This is a genomic window from Bradyrhizobium sp. SZCCHNRI2009 (genome assembly GCF_032485115.1).
Taxonomy (GTDB): Bacteria; Pseudomonadota; Alphaproteobacteria; order Rhizobiales; family Xanthobacteraceae; genus Bradyrhizobium.
Genome location: NZ_JAUEUH010000003.1, coordinates 1 through 13131, shown reverse-complemented (window position 1 = coordinate 13131; position 13131 = coordinate 1). Strand labels below are relative to the sequence as shown.

Sequence of the window (13131 nt, the reverse complement as noted above, 5' to 3'; positions counted from 1 at the left end):
GCTGCGGCGACATCCCAAGCGACTCCTGCGCTCGGCATCGACATGTATGTCTGCTTGAATGCGTCGGACCTGGTGGCGCAGAGTGCATGGTGGTCGCTGACCGCCGCGACGCTGTGCCGGCCTTGATGTGCCTTGCGATTGGCGGCACAATTGCTCGAAGGTCGAGCTGTCGAGTGAATCGAGGTTTGATGGTCGCGTGGGCGGCGCGGACGTGCTGGAGCTCGGCGGAGTGCCTCATGAGCCGCTCGGCCACTGAGCATCGGCCTATCGGCGGCGTAGCTCGGACGGGCTATGCCCGAATTTCCGCCGGAACACGGTGCTGAAGTGTGACGAGCTGCTGAATCCCAGCTGGTAGGCGACCTCAGTCACCGACAACACGCGCTGCTCAAGTCGTGTCAGCATATCGTAGGACCGTTGCAGGCGCCGGTCGAGAATCCACTCCGACACCGACATGTCCGTGAGTCGAAAAAGATAGTGCAGGTGTCTGAGCGAGACCCCGTTGTTCCGTGCGATCTTCTCGAGCGAAAGGTCGTGGTCGGTGAGATGCTCCTCGATCCAGGCTTTGACAGAGCGCAGGCGGGCTTTCTGAGCCGTGGCGTCCTCGGAAAATTGGTCCTTGTCGCCCATGTCCAGGGCGAGAGCCAGAACATCCATCAGCTCGTCGCCGAGCCGCGACCTCGCCGCTTCATCGACTGACGATGCTTCCGATGCCAACGTCGAACAGAATTCGGCGGCGATCCGGCCAAGACCGCGTCCGGTCGCAATAGTCATCGCAACGGGAATCCGATTCTCGGTGAATCGCGACGAAAATTCTTTGCGCGGAATCTCAAGGTAGAGGGATCTAACCTTCCCTACGCACTCCAGATCGTAGGCTTCGGCCGCGGAGAAGATTGCACCGACGTGGGGATTCGTATTCAGCGTCTGGCCTGCCTGCAGGACGTTGATCTTGCCCTGTTGAACGAATTCGACGTAGTAGCAATCCTTGTCGAGCCTGGCGATGTGCCGCTCCCGTCGTGATATCCGTTGCTCCGACAGCAATACGTCGGTCATCGTCAGCACGCCAAATCGTGCTTCCCGGATGAAGCCCTGATAGTCGGACCGTTGCTCGGCCTCGACGTCGACATGGACATAGACGTCGCAAATGGCGCCTTGCCAGGCAGCGTAGCGCTTGGAAGGCTCAAGGCTTTCCGTTGTGAACACGAGCTCCATCGGTCATCCATCGCGAGCAGCCCAAGCTGCATTTTGCATCGCACAAGGACCGTTCCGCAATTCTAGTTGCCCAGCGGCTCTACGCAAGCCAACTTTGCGCGGCCATGCAAAAGCTTTGCGCTCCGAGGCAAGCGTCACTCGGGGCGGCAAGCTAAGAGAACAAAAATGGGAGGAAGCAGTCGCGGATGCCGATGCGGGCGTGCGTGATTTGCCGTGCCAGGGACTGCAGCAATGGGGGGAGGCCTGCCTTCACCGATGACGACGAGGTTCACGCGCCCTGTCGGCTCCATTGCTGACATCGTGGCGCTGGAGCGGCTGCCATATGACGCCCTCGTACCTGCGCGAAATCTGTATCACCTGTTCGAGGCGACCGCCCGATTGCATCCGGATCGGAAGGCCCTGACCGTTCTGATACCTCGTGAATCCCGCGAAATCAGCCTCACTCACCGTCAATTGCTCGCCGACATATCCCGCGCGGCGAACTTGTTCAGGGCGTCCGGCATCAGACCGGATGGACCGACCGTTGCATTCCTCTGCCCGAGCCTGCCGCAGGTCTTTCCGGCCTTGCTCGGCGCCCAGGTCGCGGGCGTCGCGAGCTCGATCAACTATCTGCTGAACGAGGACGCGATCGCCGATCTCCTCGAAGCGCAGAATGCAGCGTTGCTTGTGATCCCTTCGGAAGCCGACGATCCGGCGCTCTGGCACAAGGCGAACAAGGTCGCCGCACGGGTCGGATCTTTGCAGAAGATCCTCGTTCTAGGCGAGAGCCGCGACGCGAACGGCCGAATGGCCGTCTTTGACGAAGCCGCTTCGAGGCACCGAGATGCGCTCGATTTCGAACCGTCAAATGATCGGCGGTCGGTGTGCGCGCTCTTCCACACGGGAGGGACGACCGGACGTCCAAAGCTCGTCCGCCTGACACATGGCAACCAGATCCACGCCGCATGGGGCTTCGCCCAGGTTCACGGGCTCGACGAGTTTGACATCGCGCTGAACGGGTTTCCGCTGTTTCATGTTGGCGGCACCATGACTGCAGGTCTGTCGATTCTCGCCGCTGGCGGCCACGTGATCATTCCGTCACCCTACGGTCTGCGAGTCCCGGAGGTCATCCGCGACTATTGGTACGCTGTCGCACGACATCGCGTGACGATCGTGAGCGGCGTGCCGACCTCCATTGCGGCTTTGGCGGAGGTGCCGATCGGGTCCAGCGATATCAGCTCGGTCCGGATGGCGCTGACTGGCGGTGCGGTGCTCCCGAAGGCGGTCGGTGACCGTTTCCAGGCCAGGACGGGAGTGAGGTTGTTCGAGACTTATGGGATGACGGAGACCGCGGCGGCGATCGCGTTCAACCCGGGTCGCGGTGAGCCTCTTCAGGGCAGCGTCGGATTCAGGGCGCCGTTCTCGCGAACGAAGATCGTGGCACTGGGCGACCCGAAGCTGAGGAAGGAGTGTCCTCCGCTCACGAGCGGGCTGGTGCTGGCCAAGGGCCCGCAGGTATTCCCCGGATACGTCGATCCCACGCACAATGTCGGCGTCCTGACCGACGATGATTGGATCGTGACCGGCGATATCGGCTACCTCACCGCAGACGAGCGGCTGGTTCTCACAGGTCGGGAGAAGGACCTTATTGTTCGGAGCGGCCACAACATCGATCCCGCCGCCATCGAAGATGTCGCCAATGCATATCCTGGCGTGCAAATGAGCTCTGCCGTTGGCATGCCGGACGCCTACGCTGGCGAGGTGCCGATTCTCTTCATTGTGCCGTCGCCTCAGCAGACGATCGAGCTCGCGCGGCTCTGCGACTACCTCGAGCAGAATGTCCACGAGCCCCCCGCGCGCCCGAAGCGCGTGGTGGTGCTTGACGCGCTTCCAGTCACCGCCGTGGGCAAGATCTTCAAGCCGACGCTTCGCGATCTCGCCGTTCGGGAGAAGGTCAGGACGGAAGTCGATCGGATATTCGGTCCTGCAACCGCGGCAGACATCCAGGTCGACAAGGACGACAAGCTCAACACGGTCGTCTGCATTTCGGTCGAAACGATCGACAAGGTCGCGCTGGGCCGGCTTGCAGAGAGCCTGTCGGCGTTGCCGCAGACCTATCGTATTGAAGCGACACCGCCACGCGGGCGGGCGTAGTTGGGAATTGGTGAGAGCAACGATGAAGCACTTTCGGCTTGGTCAACAGGAGATCGTGTTCGCCGTCTTCGCGGCGCTGTTCCTGGCCTTCTCGATCTTCCTCAAGGGCTTCCTGACCGCCGACAACATGCTGACCCTGCTGCAGAACGTCGCCGTTCTCGGCATTCTCGGCCTGGCGATGGCCGTTGTCGTCATCGGGCGCGGCATCGATCTATCGCTCATCGCTGCCCTCGCGGTCCCCGGCGGGCTCGTCCTGCAGATGGTGCAGAACGGTCATTCGTTGCCGGCCTCCTTGCTCGCCGCCGGCCTCCTGGCCGTCGCCATCGGTCTCGTCAATGGCTGGCTGATCGCCTATGCGGAGGTGCCGCCGCTGTTTGCAACGCTCGCGACCGGGCTGTTTGTTGCAGGACTTGGGCAAGCGGCGCTGTTCCAGCTCGACGTCGTCCAATGGAGCGACGGCATGGCGGGATTCGAGCGGCTCGGGCAGGGCAGCATCCTTGGCATTCCGACGTCGATCGTGATGTTTGCGATCGCCGCAATCGCCGTGTTCTTCCTGCTGCGTCAGACCCGTTGGGGGGCCTTTATCTATGCGGTTGGTGACAATCCGTTCGCCGCACGGGTGACCGGCATTCCCTCGCGCCCGATTGTCGTGCTGCAATATGTGCTTGCGGCGGTGATCGGCTGCTTTGCCGGTCTCGTGATGGCGGCATCCGTCAACTCGATGCCCACCCGGATCTTCAACTCGACCATGATCTATGACGTGATCCTCGTCGTCGTGCTCGGGGGCATCGGATTGTCCGGTGGCCGCGGCGGCGTCGTGAACGTCATCATCGGCACGCTGCTGATCGGGACCATGCTGAACGGCATGACGATTCTGGATATTCCCTATGCCGGACAGAACCTGATCAAGGGCGTCGTCCTGCTGATCGCGGTGATCACGGATACGATCTTGAATCCGCGAAATGAAGAAACGGCCCAGCAAGGCGACATCTAGCTCAGTCCGAAAAATGAAAACATCAAACGGGAGAAAACGACGATGCGCACGCATAGCTTAGCACTTGGAAGTCTGGTGGCGGTGACGCTGGCTGCGGCGCCGGCGCTCGCGCAGCAGGGGCTTGACGAGCCCTTTCAGAAGACCTTTCGCGAGGCGCTTGCCGGCAAGACGGTCGCCTACGTGCCGGTCGCCATGAATTTCGATCTGACGGAGGGCTGGTACGCGGGCCTGAAGAAGGAGCTCGAACCCTACGGCGTCAAGTTCGAGATTCGTGATCCCAACTGGAACACCAACGCGGGGGCGCAGGCCGTCACCTCACTGATCTCTGAGAAGCCGGCGGTCATGGTGATCCACAATCCCGACGTCCAGACCTATGCCAAGCTGTTGCAGCGCGCCGAAAACGAAGGGATCTACGTCATCCAGATCAACATGGGATCAGCCTATCGCAGCTCCGCGTTCGTCGGCGCGAACTGGATCGAGATCGGCGAACGCCAGACCGAGGGGGTGGTAAAGGCCTGTCAGGGCAAGTCGAACAAGATCGCGATCATTCAGGGGGCGCTGTCCGCGGCCGCCAGTGCCTACACACTCAAGGGCGTCGAGAACGTTCTCGCCAAGCATCCTGAAATCAAGGTGGTGTCGAGCCAGGCGGCCGATTGGGATGCGGCGAAAGCCAAGGCCATCACGCAGACCGTCCTGAAGCAGAATCCCGACCTGTGCGGCATCGTGGGCTTCTGGGATGGAATGGATATCGGCACTGCCGCTGCGATCAAGGAGGCCGGGCTCACCGGCAAGGTCTTCCTGGCAACATCGGGCGGTGGAGAGCGCAAGGGCGCCTGCGAGCTCGTGAAGAACGGCTCGTTCGATCTGAACATGAGCTACGACGTGCCGACGCAGGCGGCGCAGATGGCCGGAACGATCAAGTGGCTGCTGTCCTCGGGGGTGAAGGCGGGCTCGGTCAAGGGCTTCGAATACAGCACGCTCATTCCGATCACCAAGGAGAACGCAGACTCCCAGACGTCGTGCTGGAACCTCTCCGATCTCAAGAAGTGACGACGCTCCGCGGCGCGCGTTCCGGCTCGGCCGGGACGCGCATCAAGACGATTGCATAGGCAGTACCCATGGAAGGCAGATGCGCGAGACATTGACTCGGCTGCGATATCGCTACTGGCCCGACCATCTCCTCGGCGAGATCTTGTCCAAGAGGTGGACCGAAACCGCCGTTCCTGTGCTTCTGCTCCTGATCGTCGGCTTCGCATTGAGCCGGGTCCTGGAGCACTTTCTGTCCCCCGCCAGTCTCGCCGACACTGCGCGCCAGGCCGGAGAGATCGGTTTCATCGGTCTCGGAATGGGGCTTGTGGTCATCGTCGGCGGCATCGACCTGTCGGTCGGGTCGATGTTTGCCCTGACGGATTTCTGCGCGCTCTATCTCCTGGACGTTCTCAATTGGCCCGTTCCGGCAGTGGTCGTCGCGACCATGGTCGTCGGCGGGCTGCTCGGCGCCGTGAACGGGGTCTTGATCGGATATCTGAGACTTCGCGCCTTCATCGCCACGCTGATCACGCTGATCATCTATCGCTCGGCGTTCGATCTGCTGATTCAACGCTATTCGAACGCCATCGCGTCATCGCTTCCAGATATCCCCTCGTGGGATTTCATTGGCGGCGGGGATGTTCTGGGAATCCCGAGCGTCGCGCTGCTCTATGTCATCGTCGCCATCGTCGGCCATGTCTTTCTGACGCGGCTGCGGCCCGGCTGGCACATCACGGCGATCGGCGGATCGCGCCGCTCGGCCTACAATTCCGGCATTCCGGTGCGGCGGACCATCGCGCTCTGCTACGTCGCGAGCGGCGTTCTGACCAGCATCGGTGCGTTGTTCTTTGCCGCCCGCCTCGGAACCGTGGGCGGCGACATCGGCGTCGGCCTCGAGGTGATCGTCCTGACTGCAACCGTCCTCGGCGGGATCACACTGGGCGGTGGCAAGGGTTCGGTCGTCAAGTCGCTGGTCGGTGTGCTCATCGTCCTCCTGATGACCAACGGCTTGACCGCGATGAACGCGCGTGGCGGCGTCAACCGCATGGCGCTCGCGACGATCCTCCTGGCGGCCGCCATGGTCGATATACGCTGGCAGAAGAACCGCAACCGGATCATCAGCAAGGTCTACGTTGCCCCGACCTATCATGCGCTGCCGCCGCCACCCCCGACCGAGATCGGCAAGGGCGGGCCGTTCGAGCAGAACGACAAGCTTCGCGATGTGTCTCTCATCGGGCTCGGACGGATCGAGGCGCCGGAGGATGTCATTCTCGACCGCAACGACGTGCTCTATGCCGGCTCCCGTCACGGTGACATCATCCGGTTCTTTCCGCCGGACTACGAGCGGATGGAGGTGTTCGCCCATATCGGCGGCCAGCCGCTCGGAATGGCGTTCGACCGCCAGGACAATCTGTATGTCTGCATCGGCGGCATGGGTCTCTACCGCATCACGCCCGACGGGACCGTGGAGAAGGCCACCGACGAGACCAACCGAAGCCTGTATTCGGTGAATGACGATAGCCGTCTGCGGCTCGCCGACGACCTCGACATCACCGATGACGGACTGATCTTCTTCTCCGAGGCGACCGTTCGCTACGAGATGGATGAGTGGCCGGTCGACGGGCTGGAGGCCCGCGGCAACGGTCGCATCATCTGCTACGACACGAAGAGTGGAACGACCCATACCGTGCTGCGCGGACTTAAGTTTCCGAACGGCGTCGCTGTTGCCAGCGACGGTCACTCGATCTTGTTCGCGGAAACCTTCGGCTGCTCGATCAAGCGATACTGGTTCGCTGGTCCGAAGAAAGGCGCGGTCGAGACCGTCATGGACAACCTGCCGGGCTATCCCGACAACATCAATCTGGCGTCGGATGGCAACTATTGGCTGGCGCTGGTCGGCATGCGCAGCCCTTCGCTCGACTTGGCGTGGCAGATGCCGGGCTTCCGGCGGCGCATGGCCAAGCGGGTGCCGATCGACGAATGGCTATTTCCGAACATCAACACCGGGTGCGTCGTCAAGTTCAACGAGCAGGGCCAGATCCTGGAATCCCTCTGGGACCTCAAGGGCGTCAATCATCCGATGATTACCTCGATGCGGGAACACCGCGGTTATCTCTATCTCGGCGGTATCGCCAACAACAGGATCGGGCGCTTCAAGCTGGAGAACGCCGATCCCGACTTCGTCCACTACGATACACGCTGGAGGAGGCATTCGTGATCGCCGCCATCCGTGAATTCGCAAACCGCTTGCTCGGCCGTGGCGATGCGACCATCACCGTTCCGTCGTTCGACGGGGCGCTGAAGGCCAATCAAGTGCTGGAGGCAGCCGAAACGCTCCTCGAATGTGAAGCACCGGAGGATATTGCGTCCGACGGCCGTTCCCTTCTCATCGCCGACGGCGCACGACTCCTGCGTTGGGCCGGATCGTCGCCTACGGAGATCCGCAGGTTCGCGCGGCCGATCTCTGCGTTGGCGATGCTTCCGTCCGGCGGTCTGGCCGTTGCGATTGGCGGCACTGAGGTTCATTTCTATGACGACATCACCGCCAAGACCCCGGTCTCGACATTTACCGGTGAGTTGCGCGCCGTCAACGCGCTTGCGCCCGCAGGCGACGGCACCCTGATCGCAACCGATGGTTCGTCATCGTATGAGGTCGGCGATTGGGCGCGCGACCTGATGGAGCTCGGTGATACCGGCCGTGTCTTCAGGCTCGATCCGCGGACGCAGACGATGCAGCAGCTTGCGGGCGGGCTTCGCTACGCCTTCGGTGCCGTCGCAAACGGCAACGACGTGCTGGTCAGTGAAAGCTGGCGGCACCGTCTGGTCTCGATCGCACCCGGCGGCACGCGCACGGTCGTGCTCGGTCACCTGCCGGTCTATCCCTCCCGGCTTGCACCGGCGCATGGCGGCGGCTTCTGGCTGACGGCCTTTATCGCCCGCACGCAATTGGTCGAGTTCGTGCTGCGCGAACCGGCCTACCGGCGTCGCATGATTGCTGAGATCGAGCCTGACTATTGGGTGGCACCACGGCTCAGGTCCGGCCAGTCCTTCAAGGAACCGCTGCAGGGAGCGCACATCAAGACCATGGGTGTCATGAAGCCGTGGGCTCCCCCACGGTCGTACGGACTCGTCATCCGGCTCGGTGTCGACGGACTGCCGGTTTATTCGCTTCATAGCCGCGCTGATGGCGTCAATCACGGCATCGTCGCTGCCGTCGAATACGGCGGCGACCTCGTCATGATCGCAAAGGGGCCGGGCAGGGTGCTCAGGCTGCCCCTTGCAACCGTTGGCCGGGAGATCCTTCCATGAGCGAGGTCATCCTGTCCCTGTCGAAGGCAACCAAGCTGTATGCCGGCGTGCCAGCGATCGAGGGCGTCGATTTCGAGCTGCGGCGGGGCGAGATCCACGCGTTGGTCGGCGAAAACGGCGCAGGCAAGTCGACCTTGACCAAGGTCATGGCCGGTGTCGTGGCCTTGACGTCAGGTGCAATGACGGTCGATGGCGTCGCGGTGTCTCCCAGAACGCCGCTGGAGGCGCGGCATCTTGGCATCGCAATGGTGTTTCAGGAAAACAGTCTGGTGCCGACGATGACCGTGGCGCAAAACCTGTTTCTCGGTCAGGAGCGATTCTACAATCGGCTGCGCGGCATCTACATCGCGGCTCAGCAGTTCCTCCAATCTCTCAATTTCGACGTCGCGCCGACGGCGACCGTCGGCGGCCTGGGCGCGGCCAAGAAGCAGATGGTCGAAATCGCTCGCGCCGTGCTGCACAAGGCGAAAGTCATCATCTTTGACGAACCCACGGCGACGCTTACGCCAGAGGAGAAGAAGTATTTCTTCGATTTGGTGCGGGATTTGAAGAGGCGCGGTGTTTCGATCGTCTTCATCTCGCACGCGCTCGAAGAAGCCTTGCTGTTGGCCGATCGCATTACTGTCCTGCGGGACGGCAAGCACGTGGTCACCGACGACGCCTCGGGATTCGATCGAGCGCGCATCGTTCAGGCCATGGTCGGACGAAACCTCTCAAATACGCTCTATGGTGTGCGGAAGGACAAAGTGCGCCCGGCCGGCAGGCGCGTGTTGACAATACAGAATCTCAAAATGGCGCCGATGGTCAGGAACAACTCATTGTCGGTGTTCGCGGGCCAGATCACGGGCGTGTTCGGACTGGTCGGCTCGGGCCGAACCGAGACTTTTAAGATCGTCTCGGGTATTCTGAAGCGTGATTTCTTTCACGGTGGAGAAATTCTGCTCAACGACAAGTCTGTGCGATATCGCGTCCCCGCGCCGGCCGTGAAAGCCGGAATCGCCTACGTCACCGAAGACCGCAAGGTGGAGGGCTTTTTCGAGACGGCCTCGATCGCGCGCAACATCTATTTGGGTCTGCTTGCCAAGTTTCCGAAAGGGCGAGCCTGGTTGTCGCGTCGTGAAAGAAATGGGGTCGGCAAGACCTGGATCGAACGTCTCAAGGTTCGCGCCATCGGCGACGAGGTCAAGGTTGTCGAGCTTTCCGGCGGCAATCAGCAGAAGGTTGTCATCGCTAAATCGTTGATTCAGGATCCGGAGCTGATCATCTTCGATGAGCCGACGCGCGGGGTCGACGTCGGGGCCATCGTCGAAATTCACGAGTTGATCAACAGGCTCGCCGATGAAGGCAGAGCTGTGGTCGTGATATCCTCCTATCTGCCGGAAATTATAGCGCTATCCGATCGGATCCTGGTATCAAGGCAGGGCAAGGTCGTCGAAGAATTCTCGGCGATCGAAGCGACCGAAGAGAAGATCATGTATGCCGCCATCCACTGATGCGCGCGGCCTCCAATCGATCAGATCCCTTCAAGCGCACCGACGCCTTACTGGAGACACTCCCGATCGGCCTCACGGTGTTCTCCCGGCTCGGGGATCCAGGGCAACCTCGCCGACAAGGCGCTCGGGCTTGGCATTCCGGTGTGGACTCCTGGCCAAGGCGGCGCGTGAGCGCCGTCAACTCTGCAGGCCCTTTGCCTTGCTAAAGCGGCCCGCGACGATATCCCAAGCGACTCTCTGCACTCGTCATCGAGATGTATGTCTGCTTGAATCGCGTTGCACGTGGTGGCGCGGGAGCGGTCGTGGTCGTCTGACGCGCTGACCGCGCGACGATACCTGCAATCGGCAGCAATTGCTTCTCGTCACGGCCTCTTGGACTGGTCGTGCCTGTCGGCCTTTACGGCGTGGTGCGAGCGCGGCGTGGTGGGAACATCCCTGGTTCGTGCTGCCGCCTTGCACCGGTCTTTCGTCTACGAACTGTCCCCGCCAGTCTCGCTGCAAGACGTGACCCCGATCGGCCCCCGCGTTCAGCGTGGTCGGGATCACAGGAGCTTAGAGCCCTCGCTGCCCTCGTTCTCGAGCTGCTTGATGCGGATCGCTAGCGTTGAACGACAGGGCGTCGAGCTCCATCGGAGAGATAGTCGCGACCCTGCTCGAACCAGCTGGACCCCCTTCCGGATCTCGACTGTCCCAGGCCTTTCGCCGGGCGTGACGGACGTTTGGCAGCCAGGGGCACACATCGGCACACGCTTTTCTTCTCGGTGGCTTCTGATCTTTCGCCTGATCATCCCGCTCTCTTGTGCAACCTCAGTGCACCATGTTTCTCCTGTGAGCTGAAGAGGCAGTGACGCACCTTGCCTCGTGATGGCTTGATCTGGCCGAAGGCCGGCTGGGCCTCGATCGCCTGAGCGCAACGCCGCCGGCCAACTTTCTTCCCCTGGACGGAACGTCCATTCCTCGCGGGACAAGAAAGTTGGCCGACGCCGTCCTCCGCTGCCGCTTCAGCCCTTCGGGTGCGCCGTCGCTCGCCGTTCGTCCGATATGCGCCATCGAGGCCGCGGTGGTCGCGGCCCGAACCAGCCAAGGAGAGACAACATGGCTTCCATCGGTTCCTTCAAGAAGGTCGGCGACGATTTCCAGGGCGAGATCATCACCCTGAGCCTCAAGGCCAAGGGTGTACGCATCGTCCCCGAAGCCAACCGCTCCAGCGAGAACGCGCCCAGCCACCGCGTCTATGCCGGGCGGGTCGAGATCGGCGCCGCCTGGGCACGTCACTCCGAGGAGGGACGCGACTATCTCTCGCTCAAGCTCGACGATCCTTCCTTCAACGCCCCGATCTACGCCAACCTGTTCGAGGACGAGGGCGGCGAGAGCTACACGCTCCTCTGGTCGCGGCCGCGCAAGACCGCCGAGTGAGCCGATCGCGCTCCGTCCGGATCTGCCGGGCGGGGCGCATCGCAGTCGGCCGGCCGCTCCGACTGCGCGGACTGTTCCTCGCCGGCCTGACCTTTGGGAGCAGGCGAGGCGTCATTACGCCAGCGAGCAGTTGCCGTCGGCCAGAGGGCGAAATGCGCGATCGGCCGGGATCGTGGCAACCACCTTGTAGTAATCGAACGGCTTTTTCGATTGCTCCGGCTCCTTGACCTCGACCAGATACATGTCGTGCGCGACCCGTCCGTCGACGCGCACGATCGTCTTGCCAAACAGCGGATCATCAAAGGCGCCAGCGTCGCGCATTGCCTCGATCACAGCTGCGCCGTCCTTGGCACTGCCGACCTTCTCGACGGCCCGCAGATAGGCCAGCGTGATGGAATAGGTGCCGGCCTAACTCATCGGGGCACTTTGCCGTTGTTGCGCCTGGCGAACCGCTCAGCGAAAACTCGAGTCTTGTCGTTCAGGTCCCTGTAATAGGCGGTGGTCAGCATGAGCCCGTTCGCCGCCTTCAGGCCGAGCGCATGGAGCGACATCGCTGGAACCCGCAGCTAAGTACGTATGGACTGATCTACGGCGACCAATTCGACTATATTCCCGTCGGGGTCAGTGATGTAGATTGATCGCCAACCAATCCATCGATGCTCATAAGTATTTGGGGAGAAGCCTGCGCTTGTGAGTGCATCGAGTGCTTTGGAATATTCCAACAGCGGTATCTCTAGCGCGAAATGATGCAGTGTCGGCGCGTGGATGTCTGATTCACTCCAGGTCGTGCCGGCCCTATTCGATGGTTGATCAACACGGAACAGACCAACGATACGTTCGTGCCCCTCGAACCCAGTTTCAATCTTCAAGAACGCGATACGATCTTCGAAGGTGCGGAGGACCTCAAGGCCGAGAATGTCTCGGTAGAAGCTGATTGCACGAGGAATGTCACGCACCCGAAGCACAACTTCCCCTAAACCTCGGGGACGAACAAGTGCGGCCATTTTAGTCACCTTCAGCAGCGTAGCACGACCCTGCAAGGATAGCCCGACCAGCTAATTCCGCAACGGGTCCAGGCCGGTCCATCGCGTAATTCTCACTCTGCCCAATGTCCGAGGTCGGTCATGATCGGTCTTGTCATCGCTTGAATTGGACGCAGGTCCGTCTCCAATATTCTCAAAGCGGACTCGGGATTGGAAGGGGCTCGTGGCTGAAAATGACCAGTCTCACTAGCTGAGGAGGCCAACATGACCGATATCCCAAGCGCCGTCCCTGCCGTCTCGAAACACGCTCCTTGGAACAAGGCAAAGATCGTCGGCGCAAAGCCGCCGCTCCGTCCGAAGCACGACGCATCACCGACAACAAGGGCCGCTTGCTCGCACATGGCACAACGCGTGCCTTATCTTTCAAGGCTAGAATCGAGGCAATTACTAGCTTCCGGCAGGCGCTGTTTGCGAAAGCCGCTTTGGGTCGATTTCGTTGAAAAAGTCAGCAGTTGCGACGCAGAGATATCGGTGATTCAGTCTGTCTAGTGGGCAGGACTGAAGG

The 13131-nt window shown here is 61.5% G+C and carries 11 protein-coding genes; 7 read left to right on the top strand and 4 right to left on the bottom strand.

Features of this window, described 5'->3' with window-relative positions; translation table 11 throughout:
- Positions 1 to 264: 264 nt before the first annotated feature.
- On the bottom strand, positions 265 to 1209 hold the full coding sequence (locus QX041_RS12120; protein WP_315718536.1) for an AraC family transcriptional regulator: 945 nt from the start codon (positions 1207 to 1209) through the stop codon (positions 265 to 267).
- A 255-nt stretch (positions 1210 to 1464) separates the two neighbouring features.
- On the opposite strand from QX041_RS12120, the gene QX041_RS12115 reads away from it, so the two are divergent.
- From QX041_RS12115 to QX041_RS12085, 7 genes are all read left to right on the top strand, one after another.
- Positions 1465 to 3342 (top strand): AMP-binding protein, encoded by a 1878-nt coding sequence (locus QX041_RS12115; RefSeq protein WP_316165466.1) that lies wholly within the window; start codon positions 1465 to 1467, stop codon positions 3340 to 3342.
- A 22-nt stretch (positions 3343 to 3364) separates the two neighbouring features.
- On the top strand, positions 3365 to 4336 hold the full coding sequence (locus QX041_RS12110) for an ABC transporter permease (protein WP_316165465.1): 972 nt from the start codon (positions 3365 to 3367) through the stop codon (positions 4334 to 4336).
- Between the two features lie 42 nt (positions 4337 to 4378).
- Entirely contained in the window at positions 4379 to 5386 is a 1008-nt protein-coding gene (locus QX041_RS12105) for a sugar ABC transporter substrate-binding protein (protein ID WP_316165464.1), read from the top strand.
- 79 nt (positions 5387 to 5465) lie between these two features.
- A complete protein-coding gene (locus QX041_RS12100; protein ID WP_316165462.1) occupies positions 5466 to 7583 on the top strand; it encodes an ABC transporter permease in 2118 nt (705 codons plus the stop codon).
- Entirely contained in the window at positions 7580 to 8674 is a 1095-nt protein-coding gene (locus QX041_RS12095) for a hypothetical protein (protein ID WP_316165461.1), read from the top strand. Before QX041_RS12100 ends, QX041_RS12095 begins: the two co-directional genes overlap by 4 nt.
- Positions 8671 to 10167 carry a sugar ABC transporter ATP-binding protein gene (locus tag QX041_RS12090; RefSeq protein ID WP_316165460.1) on the top strand — a complete coding sequence of 499 codons (1497 nt, stop codon included), beginning with the start codon at positions 8671 to 8673 and terminating at the stop codon, positions 10165 to 10167. The genes QX041_RS12095 and QX041_RS12090 overlap by 4 nt, the downstream gene beginning before the upstream one ends.
- A 1095-nt stretch (positions 10168 to 11262) precedes the next feature.
- A complete protein-coding gene (locus QX041_RS12085) occupies positions 11263 to 11583 on the top strand; it encodes a DUF736 domain-containing protein (RefSeq protein ID WP_316165459.1) in 321 nt (106 codons plus the stop codon).
- A gap of 114 nt (positions 11584 to 11697) precedes the next feature.
- On the opposite strand, the gene QX041_RS12080 is transcribed toward QX041_RS12085, so the two are convergent.
- From QX041_RS12080 to QX041_RS12070, 3 genes are read right to left on the bottom strand one after another with little or no spacing between them, the layout of a single operon-like run.
- The gene (locus QX041_RS12080; RefSeq protein ID WP_316165803.1) at positions 11698 to 11961 is read right to left on the bottom strand and encodes an ABC transporter substrate-binding protein; all 264 of its coding nucleotides are present in this window, start codon (positions 11959 to 11961) and stop codon (positions 11698 to 11700) included.
- A gap of 35 nt (positions 11962 to 11996) precedes the next feature.
- Entirely contained in the window at positions 11997 to 12134 is a 138-nt protein-coding gene (locus tag QX041_RS12075; protein WP_316165458.1) for a hypothetical protein, read from the bottom strand.
- Positions 12135 to 12149: 15 nt separating this feature from the next.
- Positions 12150 to 12587 carry a VOC family protein gene (locus tag QX041_RS12070; RefSeq protein WP_316165457.1) on the bottom strand — a complete coding sequence of 146 codons (438 nt, stop codon included), beginning with the start codon at positions 12585 to 12587 and terminating at the stop codon, positions 12150 to 12152.
- Positions 12588 to 13131: the final 544 nt, after the last annotated feature.